A 23,456-nucleotide genomic window follows, 5' to 3' on the forward strand; every position below is an offset into this window, starting at 1 on the left:
TTTATTCATGTAAAGAGGGACTTTCTGTTTTTAATCTTTTGCAATCTGCAGGATAGTTTTGCGCTCTAAAGTGCTCAAAACTTGTTCCCGGATTATTTCTAATTTCAATTGCGCCGTCCTGTCCTACAGCTATTTGAGAAGCTACAATACCGGCCCAATGAAAGGATATATTTGGACTTCCGGCAGGTAAGCCACCTCTAAATACTTCAATGTTGGCAGTTGTATAGCTTGTTCCAACACCGCCCGCTAGCCTGGCAGTCCTGCTGTAACCACTCCATATAACTTCTCTCCAATCCTCCCTTGTTCCCCGGTCACCATTTATATTTCTGAATGCCAACTGACCTCCGCCTCCATATCCTCCATTTAATTGCAGTCCATATCCACTGCCAAATTGAGTAATCGTGCCGTCAAAAGGAGCGTTTACTGCGTAAGTGAACGAACTTGTATTAGGCTCTACCAAATTAGCATCTACACCGAAAACCTGATTTTCTTGATGATACCTATTGCCTTTCCCTAACGAAAGGAATTTAGACATACTGTCAGCGCTCCCCGGTCTGTAATTTGATCCATCCCACACCATAGCGTATAACGGTGTGTCGCTAAAAACATCACCAAAATAACCTACGCCCATCCATTTAGCACTATTTGCAACACTGAAATTTGAAGGGCTGTAAACGTAGGCATTTGTAGCTTCGTTCCCTCCATACAACCAAGTAGGTTGACCCGGCTGGCCGGACCAGTTAAATTTTAATGCGTTTCCTGAGTTATCAACCGTATTGGAAATTTGAGATCTTCCAGAGATATTATTATTGAAGGTAGAGCCGCTGTTAATCCCAACAAAAGCCTGCACAGATGTTGCATTTTTAAGCTTAGCAACATTAGTTCCGTCATTGGCCATTAACCCGTTTATAGTCCCTCCAACTATGGAAGAAAAATCATTGGCAGACCCATTCCATAAATTTGAATTACCTGCTGAATTAGCGGTGGCAGCATTACCTGTAATGTTAATCCCCCAGGTGCCGGAAACATTGCCACCACCGACAAAGGCGTATCTAGCATCACTTTGAGGTTTAGTGTAGTAGTTAGAAAGATCAAAGGACACGAGTTTATTTGACCATTTTCCGGTTGCGGCGTCAAACATTAATACCTGCCCATTTAATTCCGTGGCTACTTTCAATGTATTGTTAAGGTCCCAAAGCGAAGCAACAATCCCCGGAGAAGTTCCACCGCCACCGGTACCGGCTTCATCGATGTATACCTTCCATTTTTTTGTACCAGTTGTCGGGATAGTCATTTTTGAGGCTTCGCTGAAATCGGCAATACCACCACTATATACCCTTATTTGTTCATCTGGTTTTAGAATGACTCTTGAGCCGGCAAGCTGAAACTTATTGTCTCCACTAATCACTACATCACCGATCTGTGAGCCCGGGCCAGCGGTTATCTTTCCTTCAAAGACACCACCTGCAGCGAATAAGGTTCCGTCCCTTGCAACTCTAAACTTTGCCTGATCAGGCTGACTCAACGATTGGGCTCCAACGAACAAAGGAAAAGCACCCTCATCTCCAATTGCAGAGAAGTGATCGCCGTATCCAACAATAAGTTTTTTGGAGACTACTCCCCCACGGACCGTAAGCTGGCCGGGAACCGTGACACCGAAATCCATTCCGGAAACAGAATCACCAAGATTAAACTTACCGTCAGTCAGGTTAAAAAAGTTCAATCCGGAAAGATCTTTCAGTACACCGGCCGTGATCTGGTCCCCAATTATGAAGGTCATTCCTTTTGTAAACTCATGATCTCGTCTACCATCGATTACTGAGAATAATACACCGGCCTGTAAATTAAAGAAGCCTGTTTCCTGCTCAGCAGTTATAATCGCCGACGAAATCACCCATGTACCGACAAGACTTGTCCGGGATACCCTGGCATATACATAATAAGTTGCCGCCGGATCCAAAGCAGTGAACTGACGAGCTGCCATATTCCAGACAAAGCCTACACCTGGGATATCAAGGGCAAAATGCACCAACTGACCCGCCGAAATATCAAAAACAGAAGGATCTCCACCAGAGTTCGCTTCAAAACCAATGCCTCGCAGTGAGAAGTTGGTCGCTTTCGCGCCTACAGAGAGGTACAAGGTTTCAATGCTTCCCGCTCTGATTTTCTCCAGATAATAGTTGCCTTCCGGATCAACAACATAATTCTGAAGCTCTGAAGTGGTCCTTGCATTTCTGCGGGCCCTGTTGACATCATATAGCTTATTCAGGTTTACAATGTTCTTTACATTCTCCTTTTCAATGATGTTCCTGATGATGGAAGTGATAGTCACCTCATCCGCCAGCTCCAAAGTGATCTTTCGAGGATCCTGCAGGTCAATACTCAATCCGACAATGCGGATATTGACAGCTCCATTCAGTACCGGTGATGTGATGGTACAGAAATCGCCTGCTCTGATGTCAAAAAGGTTGTTAGCCTCAATGAAAGCCGGAGAGCAAACCACCTCACACTTAATAGGCTTTTCTTTGCTTTTGTTCAGCAATTCTAGAGCTTTAGCATCAAGCCTATTCTCAGCATCAGTAACGTATGCTGCCGGCATCTGCAAGTCATGGAGGACGTACTTATCTCCAACTGCGGGCTTTAAAAATTGATTTGGAAGTCCTGCTGCACCGAACGCCGTTTCGCTGGTGTCCGGATTGAATTCAATTGCCTTTGTGGTAGAATTGTAGTTATTGATCTCAAAATCATATCCAGCAAGCAGCCCGGTGGTAAAGGAGATCTTAGCGGTGATGCCTGGTTGCTTTAAAGCCTCGATATCAAAGTTCAATGAACTATCAATAACAACTGTCGTTTTAGGTCCAAGCGCACTAATCACTCCTTCACGTTCCGGAATAACTTCACTGAAGGTCTTGCTTCGCTCAATGACACCGTATTTTGCTATGGTTGCTGCATCCGCCATTAAGAACCTGGAAGATCCCAGCAATTTACGTGAAGCCACGCCAGCAGAATTCTTGCGATATCCCACCGGCAGGTTTTGACTTCCTCCAAAATAATACAGCTTGGTGATTATCTGGAAATCATCAGGAGTGAGAGCCCTAACTTCATACAGGCCTTTACCGTGGCCATACTCGAAATTTAATCCCGTTGCTCTTCCTTGCTTAGAAAAGTGGATAATCTTACCGTCAATCCAGAATTCAGTTTTAAACTGCTCAGCCAATTTGGTTAATACGGTCCGGCAATTATCATCGTCACTGAATGACATCGTAACCGCCTCGCCATCATCAACGCCACCAAGCGACCAACCGGACGATCTTCTATTGGCATTTTTGATAAGTAGGTCCAGAAAAACCGAAGGTTTCCCTGTTAACGAGAACTCAGATAACGTTAACGCATTATCCTGATCATACATGAAATATTGCGTATCAATCAGTGAGTAAGCTGCATCTGCCTCGAAATTGGCAGAATAATTATACTGCAGCGTACTTAGCTAACTTTTCAGTACCATACACTTCATTGATCATCTGCAACTGCCGATCTAAAGCCTTGGTCACGGCCTCAGTTTGTTTTATTTGCAGATCCCTTGAATATGCCGCCTGCTCTTCTCTTTGAGCAGACCTATCAAACAAACTAAAAACTGTATTGAAAATGGAAAGACCAGCTCCGAATATTCCAAGACCAGCTGTTAGTGTTCCAAATGCATCCCCTTTCTTGTTGTTTGCAGCAAGGGCTAGTTTAAGATTATCTGATTCTTTTCTAATATTACCAATTTGAGAAAGAACGCTGCCTAAAGTTCCAAGTACTTTACCAAATGCCTCATCAACATTTGAAACGGATGAAGCAACTTGATCTATCTGATTTGCAAGACCGGCAATTTTTTTCAGGCATACGATCCTTTAACGCCCTTTCAGTGTTAGAAATCATTTCAGCTATATCCTTGGCCATATCCTTACCGATATTACCTTTAAGCAGTAGGCCAGCAAGCATAGTTTTAGCGTTACTTATCACCTTTCTTGCACCTTGTTCAGACATGCGTTCAATCCCAGAAAACAAAACTTTATACGCATCAAGCTTTTGAATATTAGTGTTATCCAGTTGCTTTATATCTTCAGCAAATCGTTGTTTTCTAACCAACTGAGCAGCAGAATTACCCTCCATCGTAGTTAAATCAGCGTTAAACCGTTCGGTAATCGCTTTTCGTTGATCACTATATGATATAAATTCTTTTAAAAGTCCATCATACTTCTTCTGCTCACCTTGAATCTCTTTTTTTATCTCCCCGGCAAGAAACGTCTGCGCTTGAACCATAGCAGGAGTATACCCTCCCGCCTCGCCTGCAGCTGTTACTTTGGCGTATTCAATCTGAAGCTTTTGCAAGAAAGAAACATTTGCTTTCAATTCATCTCTATACCTACCATCCGCAGCTGCCTTGCCTAAATTCCTCTTATACTCTTCGTAATTAGCATACAGTTGCTTTTGCTCAGCAAGTTTAACTTTAAGTTTCTCTGTTCCCTGACGGTAAGTTAAGTCTTCAATAAAAGCCTTTCTCATTGGCTCTATTTGCTCAGTCGTCGGCTTTCGACCTAATAGCTCACCCGCTCGCTTAGCGCCATATTTTCGGGCATAAGCCTCGTATTTTCTGGCTTGTTGTTCGATATCAAAGGCCAGTTTTTTAAATTCATCAGTAATGGCCTGTCGAGCTTCCTCTTCTTTGCTTAATCCCTGACGAGCGTATTTGTCTTTTAGAACTTGAATTCGCTGGAGAAGACTTTCCTGGGCGCTGACCGCTGCATCATCGGCCGAGGCTTGAGCCTCTTGAGCTCTCCTGGCTTTGTCAGCAGCTTTTTCTTCTGCTTTTGAATTATCCGATGTAAATTCTATCGCACGCAGGTCCTTTTCTAACAAAAGAATTTTCTTGGTGTACTCGGCGTATTTTTGGCTACCATTGTCAAGTTCCTTCCTCAGATTTTTTAAGTCTGCGATTTTCTTTTTTAATACATCTGGATTATTTTTATCAATCTCATCTTGTCTATTAGTCAACATTGACCCGTAATCAGCATTTAGGAGAGCATTATTCTTTTCAATTTCAGCAGCAACCACTTTTCTTCTTGCGATTACTTCCGCAACTTCTCTGGCGGTAGCCTTCCGAATTTCTGTTTTGTATGCTGAACCAACGCCGCCTGTACCAACTGATACAGTTTCAGTTATATTAAATGTGCCGATGCCACCTGCCTTCGCCGATTTAGTTATCTGATCCTGCGCATCCTGCAATTCGTAGAGTTCATAGCCTAAATCTTTTAATTTGTTAGTCGTTTTCTCTATTCTTTCTGCATTTAAGGCTTGCATTACCAACACTTGTTGCCTAATAAATTCCCGGGCACTTTCAGTGTTAATGTCCATCGCCTTACCGTACTTATCAAACTGGGTAATTGCTGTAGGGATCTCTTCTCCAACCTGCTTTATCACATCCTTCATTAAGGCTTGCTCCTCCTTTGTTAGCTTAGTTATGCCACCATTCTTTTGAGCCTTTTCAGATAGCTCATCGTATTTTGTAAGAAGAGGAGCGATATTTTTTTGAAGATTCTGAACGCTTAAGCCAGTCTCGTAAAATGCATTTGTAGCATCACGAAGGGAATCATGGTTCAAAACGAAGTTTATTCCCTGGCCAATTTTCTCTTTAATGTTGGCGATCTTAGTTGCGAACTGAGCCATTTTATCGGCTGTGGTCATCGCAACATCTCCCATAGAGGCAAGCTTTTCATTCACAACGTTTGAAACAGCGGTTTGAAAATTGCCAGTCTTCTTAATTTCTGCACGAAGTTGTACCTGGGAGATCTGTAAATTATCAAGGATCAAGAGTGACTTGCGACCTAAACCATTAACAAATGAGTCGGTCAGATAAGTCACATCTTGCCCTGTTTGCCGGGAAACTTTACCCGCCAGCTCTAAACCTTTTGCGAGAAGTTCCGGTGCAATTTTAAAGTTTCTGGCCCGGAGTGCGGCGGCCATCAGGTCAATATCCGATGTCGCTCCCCTAGTTGCGGTCCGAAGGAGATTAAGTGTTTTTTCATTTCCGAGTTTACTGAAGGCATCGCGAATACCCTCACCACGGGCAGCAAGCTCGCGCGCTTCTTTAGCCCAGTCAACTATCAACTGGACACTGAAGGCTGCAAGAATTGCCGCAGCGATAGCTTTAAGAGTGCCTATAAATTTGCCCCCAGCTGTATCAGCTACAGTAATCTTGTTACCTAAATTATCAAATCCCTTTTTACCTGCATTGGCCAGGCGGTTAAGGTTAGCCTCTGTTTCCTGAATTTTACGGTTTAATTGAACAAACGATTCAGGTGCTTTTGCATATTGAAGCTGGCTCTGGAAATAACGAAGCCTATTAGTAAGAGTTTCTTGAAGGCCAATAGTGGACCGTATCCGATTTCCAATCTCATCAAAGCCTCTTTTCCCAATGTTGCTTAATTTTGCAATTTCACGTCCAGTTTCTTCGATCTTCTTTTTGTACTCAGCGATGATGGCCGGATCAGTTGCGGTTTTCGTTATTGATCTGTAAGACTGAATTCTGGCTTCTAACGTACTTTGAGCAGTAATAGTTCCTTTAATTGCCTCCGTAGTAGCTGTAGCAGCAGTTGTTGCGGCTTTATTAGCGTCCGTTGCAGCGCGTCCATATTCTGTAGCTGCTTGTGTTGCTCTAGCGTAATCTATTTCAACTGGATTAACTACAGGACCATTTAAGATCGTCCCGGTCCTTCCTTTGTTTGCATTATCAACCTCTGCCTGAGAGTTTGACATCTGAACAGGCTTAATTTGCCTACCGTTCTCATCAAAAGCAGCGCTTTTTCTTCTAATTGCCGCAGCAGCTGCATCATGGGCCTTAACCTCTTCGTTGATTGAAGCGACAACATCCTGAGAAGCTTTCCTTTGATCAAGAGTCGCCTTTTCAGCCTTTTTTCGCTCCTTTTGCTCCATCTCTAAAGTGGAGGATATATCCTTTGCTAACTGTTCATTAGTTTGCCTCTGCAACTTGGCAACATTATCCAGCGACTTCTTAAGCTCACTCTCATCCCCTGTTATTCTGAAGTTCAATTCCGGCATGTTTCAAAATTACCGGAAGGTATTCCCGAGTAATAGAGGCAGTATTGACAACGAGGACCGTTGTCAAGGATTTGATTAAAAGGATATGGAAAAATGAATAGAAATAAAAAAGCGGGCCCGTCCTCACGATATGCCCGCCCGCTCAATAGTGTTGTCTATGAGCTATCCCCCGAAGGGTTAATCACGCTCTCAAGTTAAAGTTAAAGTATTTGGTTTACGCAAAAATACGGTTTCCCGTACTTGGTTAAAATATAACAACAGAGGCAATTGTTAAGGATTTAATATCAAAGTGAGCGATTAAGTTAATACCACAATTAGATAATTAAGAAATAAATAAGATATATTTACAGCCTAACTATAAAATTAAAAATAATGAAAGGAAATTTAAAAACTTACTTCACCAAAGCGTTAATAATGTGCGCTTTAACGATTACAGCTATTAGCTGTTCTAAAGATAAGGAGGCACCTACTCAGTCCCCTATTGAAAACAAAATTGAAGCTGCAAAACTTCAAAGAATTGAAAAATTCATTACAATTAGTTTTGGAGTTCCAGCCGGCACAAAGGTATACAATGAAGTTAAGGAAGAATTTACCATCAACGACTTCAAAATGACGAGAAAGCAGATGGAAGAAGTTTATGACAGAGCTAATGAATACAAACTAAATCACGAAAAATAAGCCGATCCAATGAAAAAATTATTATTAATATCTTCCGTACTATTACTTTTTATTAATGTAAAAGCTCAGCATTTTGGCTCTATATATCTTACAAGTGGAATAAATTTACGAACCTATCCCAATCAGCCGACATCTGTCGGTATCGATTTTGGTGTTACAGCCCTTCCAAATGAATACTATTCAATGATAAAAGTTCAATTAATTTATACCACAACTTCAGGTGTGGAAGAGGTAATAACAGATACAGAATGGGCCTTATTTAGGACGAAACAACCCAATGGGGGCCTTTGGCAGTCAAGTATTAGCGGCACTTTAGCTGCTGGAAAACTTTATGGAAAGATTGGAATGAAAATGCTTGTAAGCGCCCCGGCAGGGCCACAAGCTAGATATAGTAATACTAAATTCGATCTAATTGGCCCCCCGGTTGATCCGGTAGATCCAGGAACACCCTCTGTTCCAGGAATTTTTCCAATTGATGGTGTAACCGGACCGACTAGTAGCGGCCCTAACGGTACCATTGGCATTTATTCTTGGGGAATCAAACCAGGGGGAAGTCATTTTTTAAATCAACATCAATCAACAAGTAATAACTATTATGTATTTGAGGGGCGCCAGTTTTACGCATTTTCCTCACAGACACCGGGAACAGTTCCTATACATCGTCTCCAAGCTTACTACTCAGATAACACCCGCACAAACTTCTATAGTACTGGAACTAGCGGAGAAGGCTTCTTTCAATATGTAGGAATTGCATTCTACGCCTTCACAACACAGGTACCAGGAACAGTGCCGATTTATTGTTATACCAATCAACAAGGAAGAGATCACTATTTCACTACCGGTATTAATCACCCCTATTGGGTGCAAAAACATATAGCATTCTATGCGTATCCAAATAACTGGCAGGGATAACAACTAAGTGTCTTCTTATGCTTATAAGTGTAGACACAGGTAAAAGGGATTCTTCGGAATCCCTTTTATAGTTAAAGGCGGCACCAATACTAACTCTCCTTATCTTTTTTTCAAAGAACCCTCCATATAAAGTTCACATCATCTTTCAAATTTATTTCACAAAAAGTTATTCATTTGATAACTTTTTACTATATTTGTTAAGCGAAAGCGAGATAGTTATTTGAAACTTTAATCCCCGGTAGGCTCCGGAATATAAATGCCAAAGCAACATGAATATAATCGAAAGATTAAAACAGATTGCCGAAGAAAATCCAAACGGATTCACGGTTTAGACTACGAACCTGCAACCAGTAAAAAAAGGTTGGATCGTAGCACAAAAAGAAACTCAAAACTGCTTCGGTGATGAGGGACTGCAAAAGGCGTTAGAGGTCGCAATAAAAACCTCACAAACAATAGGAGGTTGGAAAGAAGAAGATTTGTTTTACTGGGACGCTGTAATGATCTACGACAACGAAGAAGAAGCCTCCAGAGCAGGAATTGAAAACGAACAGATAGCTATCTACCAAATCGAAAACAACAACCTTAAATTTCTTTAACTAAACAGGGAGGATAAAACATCCCTTTAAAAAACATACTATGAACACAATTAAAAACATTCATAAGATTGATCAACTGATATCAGCCAGGGATCTCGCGAAACTGGAAGAAGGTGCAAAATTGCATTTGAGACATTCCAACATCAGTTTCAAAATAATGGGTATTAGCGCAAATGGTTTATTCATCAAGACTGAGCAGGGGAAACACTTGTCCGAAAATTACGCGGATGAGCACAGGTTAATTGAACTCACAAAGGATTTGTTTATCAAACCTAAATATACCCTTGACTTTGATCCTGGTGATATACTAAATGAACCCGGCGAGATCGATCGTGCAAAAATAATGGTGCATGCTTACCCGTATGTCGTATCCCCTATTGACAAAGTTGATTCTAAATGGGTAAATGAACAGATGTTAAAGACCGGCACTAAGGCTAAAGATATCGCTGCGGAAACCGGTATTGAAAAAACCAATATCTCTCCCTGGATAAACGACAAAAAACCAATGTCTCAAATAGTAAAGGCAATGTTTTATTATTACTTTGCAAGTAAGAAATAAATCTTAAATTAACGAAAGCATCATGCAACCTCTCAAAGTAATTATTGAAAATTGGCAAAAAGTCCCTTGGTTCACTACGTGGGTACCACAAATAGTTGGATTAATAGCCCTTGGAGTATCATTATACGCCTTAGACGTAACTAGAAAACAGTTTATGCTCAGTACTAGACCATACATTCAGGCGATGAATTTTTGGGATCAAAATGAAAACAAACAGGTTAATGAGAATTTCATTTTCAGTCTTGGTAATGCTCCTGCAAAAATTTCAAAAATGGATGTTAAGCTTTATTACAAAGATCAGATTGTTGACAAAACACTATACAACCTAGTTAGATTTCCAGCTACAGGATCGACTTGGGCTTACGCTTTTCCACAAAAAGAGTTTGATAAATTGTTAAATGCCTCTCGCGGTGATGAAGCCAATTTTTTCAGATCAGTTCGGATCGAGTATACTGGTATAAACGGAGGTAAAGTTTATTTTAGCGAACTAGTTCAAAATTTCAATGGATTCGCTTGGCAAAATGTTAGTGAAGAGGCAAATTAAACAAAAAAACTAGGCATGATTAAAAATCCCTTCGTGATAGAAGGGATTTTTTACCGACTCCACCAGGAGCTACTAATCTCGACCAGCGAGGGGGGGCGAACCGCATTCTTCTTAAATATGATTAATTAAACACAAACCGATTTTTACTTCTTTTTTGATTTGCTCTCGGCTACAATCTCCAAAGGAGTGGTTACTTTGTTTGCGATTTCTTTGTCCAACCCTCCTAATATTAAAGATTTCCGAAAATCAAAAGACGCCGCGCGATCATAATTGGACGCAATCTCAAATCCTTTAATCAAATTTTCGACCCCAGTAATATTTTGAAATTTGCTCGTAAAAACGTCTGATGAGACAGTCGAAAGTGCCTTCCCAAAGGTGGTTAAAAGACTGTTATCAGTTAGTGAGCTTAGACGGTTCAGTTTATCAAGACTAGAAGTAATTGAAGCAGCCTCTTTTTCTTTTAAATTCAGCTTTTTAACATATGCATTAAGCTCTACAATTATTGCGTCCTTTTCCTCGATATCCTTGATGTGGCTAATTTCTTTCGCAGTTTGATATCGTTTTAAAAACGAAATATAGGTACCCATTTCATCTGCGCTACCAGCCAGTCTATTTAAAATTGAAAGAAATTGACCGTAAACAATGTTATTTTGATCATATGGATATCTTATTGTGTGGTCAATTTCACTCCAAGCCTCTTCAAATATAGTTCTTACTTGAATTTCTGCGAAATATTCAGTTTTTCCAGGCTTAGATTTAGCAATATAATGAACAGAGCGATATCCAAATTGATGGGGCTTAGTTTCGCATCCGAAAGCTTCATATTCATCCTTAAACTCTTTTGGATCACCCTCACGATAATTAGCTTCAGGGTTTTGCTTTAAATCCCATTGAGTAATAATTGCTTCATGGATAGATCTCCACTGCTCTTTGAACAAATGTAATGCACGGACACCTATTAAATCTGTTAGCTCAGATTTGTAATTACCAATGTTAATAATGTGGTCAGGTGTCGAAATTCTCTTTCTAATGATTTTTTCAATTACATGCTCAGGATCTTTCACCCTATATCTAACTGAATGAACATCAGCAATCTTCATAATATTATTAAAAAAATAGATTGCGGAATCTTCTAAGAAAGGTATTTCTATAATATAATCGCGGTATATTTCTTCTAAATCAGCCCAAGAAATATTGGTTGATTCAAATTTCTCCAATTCGATATTGTACTTTTTAAAAAAGGAGACTTGAGGCATTAATTTTTCCATAAAATAAAATTTTAGTTCAAATATACTCAGGATTATGTGAGAGTGGTATTATCGTGGCAAATGCAAGCATTGATTTTCTGATTGTCTTGCAAACTTACATAAAAGAGCACAAAATATTAATTTATGTTAATCTGATAGATTATTTTTTATATTTTGCCAGCTATGATAATTACCCCATCATTGATAGCATGCCTTTGCGGGATTCCATGTGCTATCGCGGCCGTAGTGCAACTCTACGACCGGTTCGTGAAGAAATAGGGCGCAAATAACCTATTTACAGATTATAGATGAAGAGATACTACAGGATGAGTTAGATCATGAGGGGCGTTAGCTTTCGACGCCCCTTGCTTGTAATACCACAAACTAAGCGCACCCTTCACGTTCTCAATAGGTTTGTCATACAGGACCGGATTAGCCAGCACCCAATTGTAAACCGGCACTTCCAGCTCGTGATAAATTCCATTTTCCTTACGCATAACAAAAGCTTTCTTTTCAGCCCATACTGATTTATGACCAATAACACAGTCAACAATATCGACCTCGCCAATGATTGCGCCAAATGCAGCTTTCCCCTCTGCAAATAAAGGGATAATGGGTAGTGCTTTGATCATCTGATCATCGGTAAGCTGAACATCAAACTTCTTAGGTGCAGAAACATGGATGTAAATCCGTCCCCTGTAAGTAGTTCTCCAGGTCCTGTTCTCGATGTCTTTAATGCCAACTAGCGCGCCAAGTGCGCGCCAAATCGAGATAAAAACAGCCAATTGGTTGAATAAATGGATTAGACCCTGATTCTTGAATTTTGTGAAAGTTTCGGCCTGAAAACCCTTTAAACAAAAAAAGACGAAGTCTGGAGCAACTTCGCCTTAATTTAAGAGATAAATCCCTCGTACACCCAATAGGATTCGAACCTATGACCTACGGTTTAGAAAACCGTTGCTCTATCCAGCTGAGCTATGGATGCGTTTTCCCTTTTTTGGAGCCCCAAAGATAGGAGTAAAAATGAAGAACCGCAAATCTATTTTACAAATAAATTCAGCTCTAATGCGTATTTCACTGCTTTTAAGCACGATAGGATGCAAAAAAAAATGTAATTTAGAAATACAGAAATATCAGGGGGAATTCACAATAATCTAACTTCACATGAAAAAACGCTATCTAATAACCGCATTAATTATTTGTTTAACAGCTTTTTACGAGGGAGCAATCGCTCAGGAAATCAACAAAAATTACGATGAGAAGCTGGCGAAGGAACTGAACGCCGACGAGTACGGAATGAAGACTTATGTACTCGCTATTTTAAAAACAGGCACAGAAAAAAGTCTTACAAAGGCAAAACAAGACAGTGTTTTTAAAGGACACATGGTAAATATTGGAAAATTAGTGGCCGATGGGAAATTGGTTGTTGCCGGACCTATGGGTAAAAATGACAAGAGTTACCGGGGTATTTTTATCCTTGATGTCCCTACCATTGAAGAAGCCAGAAAATTGGTAGACACAGATCCGGCCATCCAATCCAAATTACTGGACGTAGACCTTTTCATCTGGTACGGTTCCGCAGCATTAAAAGAAACTTTAAAGATTCATAGTAAAATCGAAAAACGGAGCCATTAAACCGCGATTCGCTTTTGGGGATATTGCTCCGTGTGTGCAAGGATCAGGTGCATGATATAATCATTCGAAGGATAGGCCTTTAAAGCCGATTTTAGAAGATCAGGCGCATTAACATCTGCATATTGGGAAATATACCCCATTCCATATAATTTACCTTGTTCCACTAAAATGCAGCTCTGCTCATCTTCCGTTCTTCCCGCGTCGATAACAGCAAAAGTCGGAAGCATGGATTTCAGCTGTTCAATCGCGTATTTCACCCTCACATTATAAGCAGGTGCCGATTCCTTCCCTACACAGGCACCACTGCAATTTCCCTCCTCATGGCCGGTGCAGGCGATCCTGTTTTTCTGGATGTAACACAGCTTCTCACATAAAAAATGATCTTTGATCAAAATCCTTAAAATATGATGACCTTCCAGAATCGTATTGAAACTATACAATACCGGCATATTCTTCTTAAAAGTATCAATGCCTAGCCTGAGGTATCCTTTCTGGTCTTCAAAGGAATATATCGCATATTTTTGCTCATAACGCTTTAACGCACGGTTATTTTCAGGCCATAACCTCTTGATTTCTGTTGCTTCCAGGATGAAAGCCATCAATTCAGTTCCGCAGATTTCAAAATCTACACTATAAATGTTCTTCAGGAAATCCTGACGTTGTTTACCTGCATTGTTTCCGCTGAAATGCGAACACACTCTTTTCTTTAAGGTTTTCGCTTTCCCGATATAGATGACTTTGCCTTTCTCGTCTTTAAAATAATAGACACCAGGACTTAATGGAAGCTTGTCTATCTCCGATTTTGGCAGATTAGGCGGTAATACCTGTTCTTTGGAAGCAGACTTAAGCGACTGCTGAATGAGGCCCTCCGAATCATGACTAAGCAACATACACAACAATTCGGCAGTAGCTTTAGCATCTCCCCCGGCCCTGTGGTGGTTATTAAGTGAAATTTTTAACGCAGCACACAGTTTCCCCAGGCTATAGGATTTATGTCCGGGCAATATTTTCCGGCTTAATCTTACCGTACATAATTTATTACATTGTAAATCATAGCCCGCTTCGCTGAGGTTGTGTTTGATGAATGAAAAGTCAAAATTCACATTATGTGCCACGAAAACCTTGTCATGCAATAAATCATAAATCTCCGAAGCCACCTCCGCAAATACAGGTGCATTTGCCACCATATCATTACTGATGCCCGTCAGTGCTTCAATATGATCAGGAATATATTGCTTTGGATTAATCAGCGTCTCAAATGAATTGATTACCGATACGCCATCATGAATCAGAATGGCAATTTCAGTAATCCCGTTTCCCGAGGCATAACCACCAGTGGTCTCTATATCTACAACAGCGTACAGCATGATTCTTTAAAAGTAGTGATTTCAGGCTGTAAATATGCTAATAAATTTAGTATAACAAAGTTAAATTTAAATAATATCCTATCTAACTGCTCTTCCGGGCACAAAGACACAGCAAGCCTTTCCATTAAGATAAAACAAATTTCTAAGAGAATCCGACGCTCACACGGATGAAACACCTGCAGAAAGGTCGGATTCCAGTCAAAAACAGGAGTTTAGTCTCAGGACCATTATATTATCCGTACCTTTGCCTATTAAAGTAAAATGTGATATGATGGATTATAGTGAATTGATTAATAACGATAAAAGTTCCGGTAGAATTAAAGATCTTGAAGACGCCCTGGATGGTGTTGAAGTAACTTATTCCCGCTGGTTACTGAATCGTGAAAATATCCACACGGGAGAGAAACCTGATAGATTGGGCAATTACTTCCGTTATTTTTATGACGAAAATGGAATTCAGTTTTATGTAAAAGACGGACTTCCTACAGACATAAAAAATGCATGCTGGTCTGCTTTTAAAGGTGTTTTTGTAAATAAAAAGTAGTTAAGGTATTCTTCAGGAAAATAGCAAAGGCAGAAGCGGAATTTAATTTCAGCCCTGCCCTGCTCCTACCCAGGCCAAACAATAGCTTTATGAATAAATCAGTGTCATTAGTCAACAGAAAAAGACTGGTGATGTCACGGTTTTGTGCTAAAAAAACGATTATGGCGCTCTAAATTTCTGCCAGTTTTCCTTTCTCAGTTCCCAGATCTCGCATGCGCTGAAGCCTGGATCCACGAATGTGGCCTCCCTTTGGCCAATCAACTGCGCACCGGTCTTTTCCTTGATTCTTCGGGAACCAACATTACCAAGCGCATTAGCAAAGGTTAAGCGCTCAAAACCAAGCTCCGAAAAGGCATAGTCAAGTACCGGAAAGTTTGCTTCCGTCATAAATCCCCTTCCCCAGAATGATTTACCTAACCAAAAGCCCCGGTGCTCCGGCTTCCCTTCCCTCCTCAGATCTATGGTGCCAATAAGCTGATCAGGCTGTTCCTTTAAAAAAATTCCCCAAACCCAATGCCCGTCTCCCTGCTGGGGCAGCACCACATGCTCAAGATAATCTTTCACCCCGTTTTCCGGATACGGCCAGGGCACTTCTGAAGACAAATAACGAATCACATCGTAATCAACAAAATGCCTGGTATAAGACGGTACGTCTTCCATGCTTACCCCTTTCAGGATAAGCCTTTCAGTGTTTAAGGTTGGAATTAACTGCATAATTGTAAATATAAGAAATTGACAAAGGCCAAAAAAATCGCCGATTCCTACCATTCTTTTGATTTAAACCGTATATTTCCATACTCTCTTTAGCGTACACTGAAAGACACATCCTTCTTTCAGTGCCTATGGAAAGGATTAAACAGCTGTGTAAGAAGGAATAGGGACCTACTTGGTCATACTAAATCAGAGCAATGTGACCGTGATCATTTTATAGTTCGCGGCATTGTCATTATTTTGAATTTGATATCCAGCAAAAATTGTTTATTATTTATAAAGATTCTAGATAAATATTCACTTATTTGCAGAAAGATCTTAAAAAATATTTGTATCCTAATATATGACATTAACCGACATCAGGTTCTCTGATTACATCAAAGACTTCGAGCAAACTTTAAAAAATCTATTCCACGTACAGTCCGACATTGATAAGCTAAGTCTTGAAAGGGGTTTACCTCCTGAAATACTAAAGGGAATCATGGATCAGCAGCCACTTTCGGTTGCTATCCCTACTGAATTTGGCGGACGGGGAAGTATCGTTAAAGAATGCCTGGGCGTTCTCGCCGCAGCATCTTATGAATCCCTCCCCTTGTCCCTAACCTTTGGAATCAATATCGCCCTTTTTTTAGAGCCGGTTTCTAAATATGCTGATGAATCTGTAAAATCGGGGATCTTCCAAAACTTCCTTGAAAAAGGACAAATGGGTGGCCTCATGATTACCGAGCCTGATTATGGTAGTGATGCCCTAAATATGAAAACAACCTCCAGAGCACTGGAGCAAGGTTACGAAATCAAAGGTACCAAACACTGGCAGGGACTTACCGGCATGGCCGATTACTGGATCATCGCGGCAAGAAATGCAAATGAAAACGGAGACCTGGGCAGAGACATTGATTTCTTCCTGTGCGACATCACCCAACCCAAGCAACACATCGTTGTAGAAGAAGTTTTTGACAACGCAGGCCTTTATATGATTCCTTATGGCTTAAATAAACTTGACCTGGTCGTACCTCATAATTTCAGACTGAAACCGGAAACTACCGGTATCAAAATGATGCTGGACATCCTCCACAGAAGCAGGATGCAATTCCCGGGAATGGGAATGGGCTTTATCAAAAGAATGCTGGACGAAGCCATGCAACACTGCCATACCCGTATCGTAGGTGCCGGTAATTTAATGGCGATAGACAATGTACAATTCCAGATCTCCAGAATTCAGTCGGCTTATACGATTTGCTCTGCCATGTGCGCGCACAGCAGTGAAATCAGTGGGATTCAACACAATCTCGCCACAGAAGGACTGGAGGCAAATACCATGAAAGCGGTAGTAACCGACCTGATGCAGGAGTCAGCTCAGTTGCTGGTGCAGCTTTCAGGTGCCAATGGATACAGAACAACACATATCGGTGGCCGCGGGATCATGGACAGCAGGCCTTTCCAGATCTTTGAAGGTTCCAATGAAATGCTGTACAACCAAACCGCAGAAATGATCACCAGAACCATGAAAAAACAGAAACAATCAAATCTGTTTGATTTCTTAAACGTATTCAACCTCACCGCAGAAGCTTGTCAGCATTTCAAAAAAGACCTTTCTTTTAGCCTTGCAGAAAACCTTTCACAGCGTAAAATGGTAGACTTAGGTAAGGTGTTAACCAGGGTGATTTGTGTTGGATATGTACTCAACTTACAGAAAAAAGGATTTAGAAAAGACCTGGTAGACAATTGCATCATCATGGTCAGACAAGAAGTAGCTGCTTTAATTGCCTCCTTCCAGTTTGACAATAGCGTTAGGGCAATTGACGATTATTCGGCAGACAGCTCATGGCTAAATTTCGCATAAACAGTTAAAAATCAGAATATTCACATCAGCATCCACCCAAAAAGGTGGATGCTTTTTTTATTCCGTTCTGCCAGAAAAAGACCCTTAATTTTTAACATTTAATTTCCCTTGTTTTACCGAAAATTTTCGGTTATTTCGATGAACTAAAATTAACAACGCTTAATGGATTCGAAGAGTATTGTCATCGGTAAACAACATCCTGAATTTATCCGGGAAGAAACAATAGGCGATATTTTCAGGTCTGCTGTGGCCAGCTACCCTCAGAAAATAGCTTTAATATTTAATGAGCAGTCATTAACCTATCAGCAGTTAGACCAATGGAGTGATGCTGTTGCTGCTTTTCTTCAATCCAAAGGAATTGGAAGAGGTCAGTCTGTAGGCCTTTGGTGGCCAAGAAGCATGGAATTACAGGTAGCCATCCTTGGCATTGCCAAATCGGGTGCTGCTTACGTTCCCTTAGACCGGGAAATGCCCGAAGAACGGGTACACGTGGTGATGGAAGAGGTTGGTGCCGCTGCCTGCTTCAGTGATGCACTGAGCTCAAATGGCTGCGCTGTATTCAACATCCCTCCATTTCCGGCTGAAATCGCACCTTTTACTATAGCCGCCCTGCCAGACGACCGTGCCTATGTATTGTATACTTCCGGAAGTACAGGAAAGCCTAAGGGAATCCCAATCAGCCACCGCCAGATTTGCCACCTGATCAGGTCCGAACAAAGCGTCCTTCAGATTGTACCGGAAGACCGGGTTTATCAGGGCTTTTCCGTATCATTTGACATGTGGTGCGAAGAAACCTGGATCAGCCTTTCGGCAGGAGCCACGATCTGGGTTGCAGATGCCACCACCGCCAAATCTATCGATGAACTGAGTGATATTTTACGCGCACAAAAAATCAGCATATTACATGCCGTACCAAGCCTATTAGCCGTTATTGACGATGATATCCCCAGCCTCCGCTTAATTAACGCGGGTGGAGAAGCCTGCACCAGTCAGGTCCTGAACAGGTGGAGCAAACCCGGATACAACGTTTTTTATAACAGTTACGGCCCAACCGAAACAACGGTAACTTCCACCATGATCCCTTTGAGGCCGGGTGATGCCATTACTATAGGAAATCCACTGCCCAACTACAACCTTGCCGTGGTAGACGAGCAGTTTCAGCTCGTTCCACTGGGAGAACAGGGACAATTGATCATATCAGGTCCCGGGGTATGTGATGGCTATGTAAACCGTCCCGACCTGACCGCAGAAAAATTCCTGAACAAACCGGAATCACTTCATGAAGTTCCCGGCGACAGGATTTACCTGAGCGGAGATGCAGTAGTGATGCATGCAGATGGCAGTGTAGATTTTCGCGGCCGGCTGGACGATCAGGTCAAACTCCGGGGCTACCGCATAGAGCTCGGCGAAATAGAAGTAAAACTAAATGAACTCGAGACCGTTTCCGCAGCAGCAGTCGCTTTAAAGAAAGATGCCAACCAACAGGAACAACTGATCGGCTATGTCACACTTAAAGCAAATGTCAACTTTGACGAACATGGGTCCAGGATCCAGCTGGGAAAAGTACTCCCTCCATATATGGTACCACTGGTCATTGTCGTCATGGACAAAATGCCAAGACTGCCAAGTGGTAAAATCAACAGAAAAGAACTGCCTGTTCCTGAGGTATTGATGCAGGTAAAACCGGAAGAAACCATCGAGATTCATCCGGATGACCCTTTGCACAAAAGGGTAATGGCGGGACTCGCCTACCTGTTTCCAGGAAGAACCATCAATCCCGAAGACGATTTCTTTATGGACCTGGGCGGGCATTCCCTGCTCGCGGCCTCGCTCTCCTCCTGGCTGAGGAAAGAAGGCGGCGTTCAACAGGCCTCCCTAAAAGACATTTATACCAACCGTCCGATCAGTAAGCTGATCCAGACCTGGGAAATCGCAGCGGAAAAAGCAGAAAAGAACGCTAAAAAAGAAAAAGAACCTTTTCATAAGATCAGTTCCCTGCGGTACTGGATTTGTGGCATTGCACAAGGATTTTCTTTATTGGTCATTTACGGCCTTTTCGCCGCACAGATCTTTGTGCCTTATCTTGGCTATTATTACGAAGTGGCAAAAAGCGAAACCGATAACGGAGATACCTTCTGGGCGATCATTACGGCACTGGTCCTGTTCTGCTTCATTGCCCCTTTATTTTCTTTACTGAGCATTGTCTTAAAATGGCTCTTACTGGGAAAAACGAAAGAGGGAGACTATCCGCTCTGGGGAAGTTATTATTTCCGTTACTGGCTGGTTAAATCTATCCAGCGACTGGTTCCGCTTCAATTCATGAACGGCACACCGCTATATCCTTTTTACCTGCGGATGATGGGCATGAAAATGTCGCCGGATTCACAGATCAGCTCCATTACCGTAGGTGTGGAAGACCTGCTGGAAATAGGAAGTGATGTCAGCATCAGCTCAGGTGTGGTACTCAACAATGCCACGGTAGAAAACGGACTGCTGAAACTGAGAAAGATCAAAATTGCCGACCATGCCTATATCGGAAGTGGCGCCGTAATTTCCGGAGGAACAACGATTGAAGCCTGGGGCGAACTTCAGGACCTGAGCCACCTGCAGTCAGGACAAACCATTGCTGCCGGAGAAGTCTGGAAAGGAAGCCCTGCAGAACCTGTAGATAAGAAAAGACCGGAAGAACTGCCTCAGCCGATCCATGTTTCGGCTTTCAAAAGAAAGTGTTATGGTTTGCTATATACCATCCTGCTCATTCTCTTTCCCATCGTGATCCTGCTGCCCCTGATACCGGTAATTGAGATCCTGAACTACATGGACACACAGGCCCCGGATTACAATTTCAACTACTTTGTTCATATTCCACTGCTCACAATTTTATATTTATCCCTTTACACGGTAGAAACGGTAGTGCTTTCCAGATTGCTGCTGTATAAAATGAAACCAGGCACCTACCCTGTTTATGGCGGGGTATATGTCCGGAAATGGTTATCAGACCAGCTGATTTCAACCTCGCTCATCGTGCTGCATCCACTGTATGCTACGGTATACATCTCTTCCTTTTTCCGGATGCTGGGGGCTAAAATCGGTAAAAACACAGAAATTTCAACAGCCAGCAATGTCACCCATACGATGCTGGAGATCGGCGATGAATCTTTTATCGCAGATGCGGTAACTTTAGGTGAAGAAGACATCCGCGGACAACAACTGATCCTGGACCATACCAAAGTCGGAAACCGGAGTTTTGTAGGCAACAGCGCCCTGGTACCACAGGGTTATGAACTGGGTGATGACATGCTGATTGGTGTCTTATCGATCCCACCTACCGCGGAACAGCTGGAGCAAACCCATGCAAAGGACTGGTTTGGCTCTCCGGCAATTGCCCTGCCTAAAAGACAGGATAGTGGGAATTATCCGGCTTCATTAACCACAAACCCTTCCATTGGCAGAAAAACAGCACGTTTTCTCATTGAAGGAATCCGCATTATTCTCCCGGAAACGGTGATCATCTGCTGCAGCGTCTTGTTTGTAGCTTATTGCCATGACCTGGTGAAAGACCGGACCCTGTTACAAATCCTGAAGGAAACACCGAAACTTCCTTTTTATTATTTGTTCTATATGGGTGGCCCTGCATTACTGGTAACGCTGCTGCTGAAATGGCTTTCTATAGGAAAATTCAAAGCAGAACAACACCCGATGTGGACGCATAAGGTATGGCGCAGCGAAGCCAATACGACAACTTATGAGGCACTTGCTGTGCCTTTCCTGCTGGAATTCATGAAGGGCACCCCTTTCCTTCCAATGGTACTGAGCCTTTTTGGAGTGAAATTCGGAAAGAGGGTCTGGCTGAATACGACCGACATTACCGAGCACGATATGGTGAGCATCGGTGATGACAGCGCATTGAATGAAGATTGCGGGCCTCAAACCCACCTTTTCGAAGACCGCGTGATGAAAGTCGGCACCGTAAAAATCGGAGCGAGATGTAGCATTGGATCCAGATCGATCATTCTTTACAATAGTGAAATTGGGGATGATGTGAAACTGGAACCTCTTTCTTTGGTAATGAAAGGAGAGAAACTCGCCAATGGAACTGAATGGACCGGAAGCCCGATCAAATTATTATAAATGATGAAATGGAAAACAATCAGGATTTAATTAAAGAACTCATCACCCTTCTTGCCAATAACAGATGGCATGAAGAGGACATCAGCGAAATTTCAGAAACTGTAACCTTCGCTTATAACGACCCCGAAGCTTACCTTGATACGGATGAAGGTGCCGAATTGACCTGGTTGCTCGAGGTAGATCCGGAAGGGATCCCCGCATGGGTGATCTTCAATGAATTGTATGATGTTTTCGTTGTCTGTGATAAAATAGACGAATTACATGAACAAATTCAGGAAGTATGCCCTGAAGCACCTATCCCCGACTTCCCTTATGGACAGTTCCCTGCTACCCCCGACTATTTCATATGGCTGGATAAACTGCTAAAGGGAACGCCTCCAGGCTATCAGTTGATTTCATTTGGCGACAGCTATGGCGATAATCTTCAGGGCCTGATCGTCAGCCGGGCAGACACAGAAAGGATTATACATTTATGTAAACAACTGAACATTAAAGCCAGCAAATCCATGTTAGATTAACCGATTTTCATTACGCTTTTCCGCCCCTGTCCCTGATTATTTTCCATTAGCAGATGGGCTTCCTGTACCGTTTTCACACTGAGCTCCCCAACAACATGTATGGCTGGCGGACTAATTTTACCGGCTTCAATCAAGGCGGCAACCTGATTCAGGGACTCCCTGTAATAGCCCAGATTGTTGCCTAAAGAAGGGGCGTAATTGGAGATATTCATCACCACACAGCCCTTATCAAAGAGTAAACCTCTTGTTCGTTCAGTTCCTAAAAAGGTCACATCAAGATAGGTGCCGTTTACTTTCAGCACTTCTGCGGCAACTTCTGAAATCTCCCCTCCAACAATCTCCACCACAACATCAAATAGCTCCCCGTTATTCGCCGCAATGAGCTGCGCAGTAAAGTCTGTATTTTTATAATTGATCACCTGACTTTCATCCAGCCCCAGTGCAAGTAGCGCCTCCTTACTTTTTTGGCTTCCGGCAGTACTGATGATCTGATGAATTCCATGGGATTTCAATATAAGAATCAGAAAGCTCCCCACCGCCCCGGATCCCCCGGTAATAAAGATCTTTTGTTCCGGCCGGATCTTCATTCGCGTAAAACATTGCCATGCCGTTAGTCCGGCAGAAGGAATTGCTGCAGCTTCCTCAAAACTGATATTGGAGGGCTTATGGGCAATCATTATCGGGTTTATAGTCATATATTCTGCATAACTTCCATTGGACCCTTTGCTTCCTGATGCCGCCATCACTTCATCTCCAGGCAGAAAACCGGTTACCTGACTCCCTACTGCAACCACCACTCCGGACATTTCCCTCCCCAGAACCGGCGAAGTCATGAGCTGTTTCTCCCGCCGCCCTTGTCTCATTTGATAATCTATAGGATTAAATGCTGCCGCTTCAATCCTGATCAGTACCTCTTCTGCCCCTGGAACAGGATTTTCTATTTCAGCGAGATGAAAATGATCCACATCACCGAAACCTTCTAATACAATTGCTTTCATTTTAACTTTAGTTTTATATTTGTGAATAGCACCGTTGCAAACCTACAATACAAAAAATCAATTATCCATCAC

General features: G+C 42.1%; 16 protein-coding genes and 1 tRNA gene. 9 read left to right on the forward strand and 8 right to left on the reverse strand.

Annotated elements, in window-relative coordinates; genetic code table 11:
* Position 1 precedes the first annotated feature (1 nt).
* Both DBR43_RS02280 and DBR43_RS02290 read right to left on the reverse strand, forming a co-directional pair.
* A complete protein-coding gene (locus tag DBR43_RS02280) occupies positions 2-3,409 on the reverse strand; it encodes a hypothetical protein (protein WP_124577522.1) in 3,408 nt (1,135 codons plus the stop codon).
* Positions 3,410-3,816: 407 nt separating this feature from the next.
* A complete protein-coding gene (locus DBR43_RS02290; protein WP_124577524.1) occupies positions 3,817-7,101 on the reverse strand; it encodes a hypothetical protein in 3,285 nt (1,094 codons plus the stop codon).
* A 372-nt stretch (positions 7,102-7,473) separates the two neighbouring features.
* Between DBR43_RS02290 and DBR43_RS02295 the strand changes: the two genes are divergently transcribed.
* From DBR43_RS02295 to DBR43_RS02310, 4 genes are all read left to right on the forward strand, one after another.
* Positions 7,474-7,779 carry a hypothetical protein gene (locus tag DBR43_RS02295; RefSeq protein WP_124577525.1) on the forward strand — a complete coding sequence of 102 codons (306 nt, stop codon included), beginning with the start codon at positions 7,474-7,476 and terminating at the stop codon, positions 7,777-7,779.
* Positions 7,780-7,788: 9 nt separating this feature from the next.
* The gene (locus DBR43_RS02300) at positions 7,789-8,691 is read left to right on the forward strand and encodes a hypothetical protein (RefSeq protein WP_124577527.1); all 903 of its coding nucleotides are present in this window, start codon (positions 7,789-7,791) and stop codon (positions 8,689-8,691) included.
* A gap of 636 nt (positions 8,692-9,327) precedes the next feature.
* Positions 9,328-9,846 (forward strand): hypothetical protein, encoded by a 519-nt coding sequence (locus DBR43_RS02305; RefSeq protein ID WP_124577529.1) that lies wholly within the window; start codon positions 9,328-9,330, stop codon positions 9,844-9,846.
* Between the two features lie 22 nt (positions 9,847-9,868).
* Positions 9,869-10,390, forward strand: a complete 522-nt coding sequence (locus DBR43_RS02310; protein WP_124577531.1) for a hypothetical protein — start codon at positions 9,869-9,871, stop codon at positions 10,388-10,390.
* Between the two features lie 143 nt (positions 10,391-10,533).
* Here the strand turns inward: DBR43_RS02310 and DBR43_RS02315 are convergent, their stop codons facing one another.
* The 3 genes from DBR43_RS02315 to DBR43_RS02325 all read right to left on the reverse strand — a co-directional run bounded on the left by DBR43_RS02315 (position 10,534) and on the right by DBR43_RS02325 (position 12,622).
* Entirely contained in the window at positions 10,534-11,658 is a 1,125-nt protein-coding gene (locus DBR43_RS02315; protein ID WP_124577533.1) for a RelA/SpoT domain-containing protein, read from the reverse strand.
* Between the two features lie 281 nt (positions 11,659-11,939).
* Entirely contained in the window at positions 11,940-12,422 is a 483-nt protein-coding gene (locus tag DBR43_RS02320) for a hypothetical protein (protein WP_199756935.1), read from the reverse strand.
* Positions 12,423-12,548: 126 nt separating this feature from the next.
* A tRNA-Arg gene (locus DBR43_RS02325) sits at positions 12,549-12,622 on the reverse strand.
* Between the two features lie 179 nt (positions 12,623-12,801).
* Here DBR43_RS02325 and DBR43_RS02330 point away from each other — a divergent pair.
* Positions 12,802-13,272, forward strand: a complete 471-nt coding sequence (locus DBR43_RS02330; protein WP_124577535.1) for a YciI family protein — start codon at positions 12,802-12,804, stop codon at positions 13,270-13,272.
* Here the strand turns inward: DBR43_RS02330 and DBR43_RS02335 are convergent.
* Positions 13,269-14,639, reverse strand: coding sequence for an exonuclease domain-containing protein (locus DBR43_RS02335; protein WP_124577537.1), 1,371 nt, complete (start codon positions 14,637-14,639; stop codon positions 13,269-13,271). The genes DBR43_RS02330 and DBR43_RS02335 overlap by 4 nt on opposite strands.
* A 268-nt stretch (positions 14,640-14,907) precedes the next feature.
* On the opposite strand from DBR43_RS02335, the gene DBR43_RS02340 reads away from it, so the two are divergent.
* Positions 14,908-15,183 carry a hypothetical protein gene (locus DBR43_RS02340; protein ID WP_124577539.1) on the forward strand — a complete coding sequence of 92 codons (276 nt, stop codon included), beginning with the start codon at positions 14,908-14,910 and terminating at the stop codon, positions 15,181-15,183.
* A gap of 159 nt (positions 15,184-15,342) precedes the next feature.
* On the opposite strand, the gene DBR43_RS02345 is transcribed toward DBR43_RS02340, so the two are convergent.
* Complete coding sequence (locus DBR43_RS02345) at positions 15,343-15,897, reverse strand: GNAT family N-acetyltransferase (RefSeq protein WP_158622400.1); 555 nt, start codon at positions 15,895-15,897, stop codon at positions 15,343-15,345.
* Between the two features lie 340 nt (positions 15,898-16,237).
* On the opposite strand from DBR43_RS02345, the gene DBR43_RS02350 reads away from it, so the two are divergent.
* The 3 genes from DBR43_RS02350 to DBR43_RS02360 all read left to right on the forward strand — a co-directional run bounded on the left by DBR43_RS02350 (position 16,238) and on the right by DBR43_RS02360 (position 22,386).
* A complete protein-coding gene (locus DBR43_RS02350; RefSeq protein ID WP_124577543.1) occupies positions 16,238-17,737 on the forward strand; it encodes an acyl-CoA dehydrogenase family protein in 1,500 nt (499 codons plus the stop codon).
* Positions 17,738-17,899: 162 nt separating this feature from the next.
* Positions 17,900-21,868: a Pls/PosA family non-ribosomal peptide synthetase gene (locus tag DBR43_RS02355; protein WP_124577545.1), complete on the forward strand. Its 3,969-nt coding sequence runs from the start codon at positions 17,900-17,902 to the stop codon at positions 21,866-21,868.
* A gap of 8 nt (positions 21,869-21,876) precedes the next feature.
* Complete coding sequence (locus tag DBR43_RS02360) at positions 21,877-22,386, forward strand: hypothetical protein (RefSeq protein WP_124577547.1); 510 nt, start codon at positions 21,877-21,879, stop codon at positions 22,384-22,386.
* Here the strand turns inward: DBR43_RS02360 and DBR43_RS02365 are convergent.
* Positions 22,383-23,384, reverse strand: coding sequence for a zinc-binding alcohol dehydrogenase family protein (locus DBR43_RS02365; RefSeq protein WP_124577550.1), 1,002 nt, complete (start codon positions 23,382-23,384; stop codon positions 22,383-22,385). The two genes, DBR43_RS02360 and DBR43_RS02365, sit on opposite strands and share 4 nt — an antisense overlap.
* Positions 23,385-23,456 lie beyond the last annotated feature (72 nt).

The organism is Pedobacter sp. KBW06 (assembly GCF_003852525.1).
Lineage (GTDB): Bacteria > Bacteroidota > Bacteroidia > Sphingobacteriales > Sphingobacteriaceae > Pedobacter.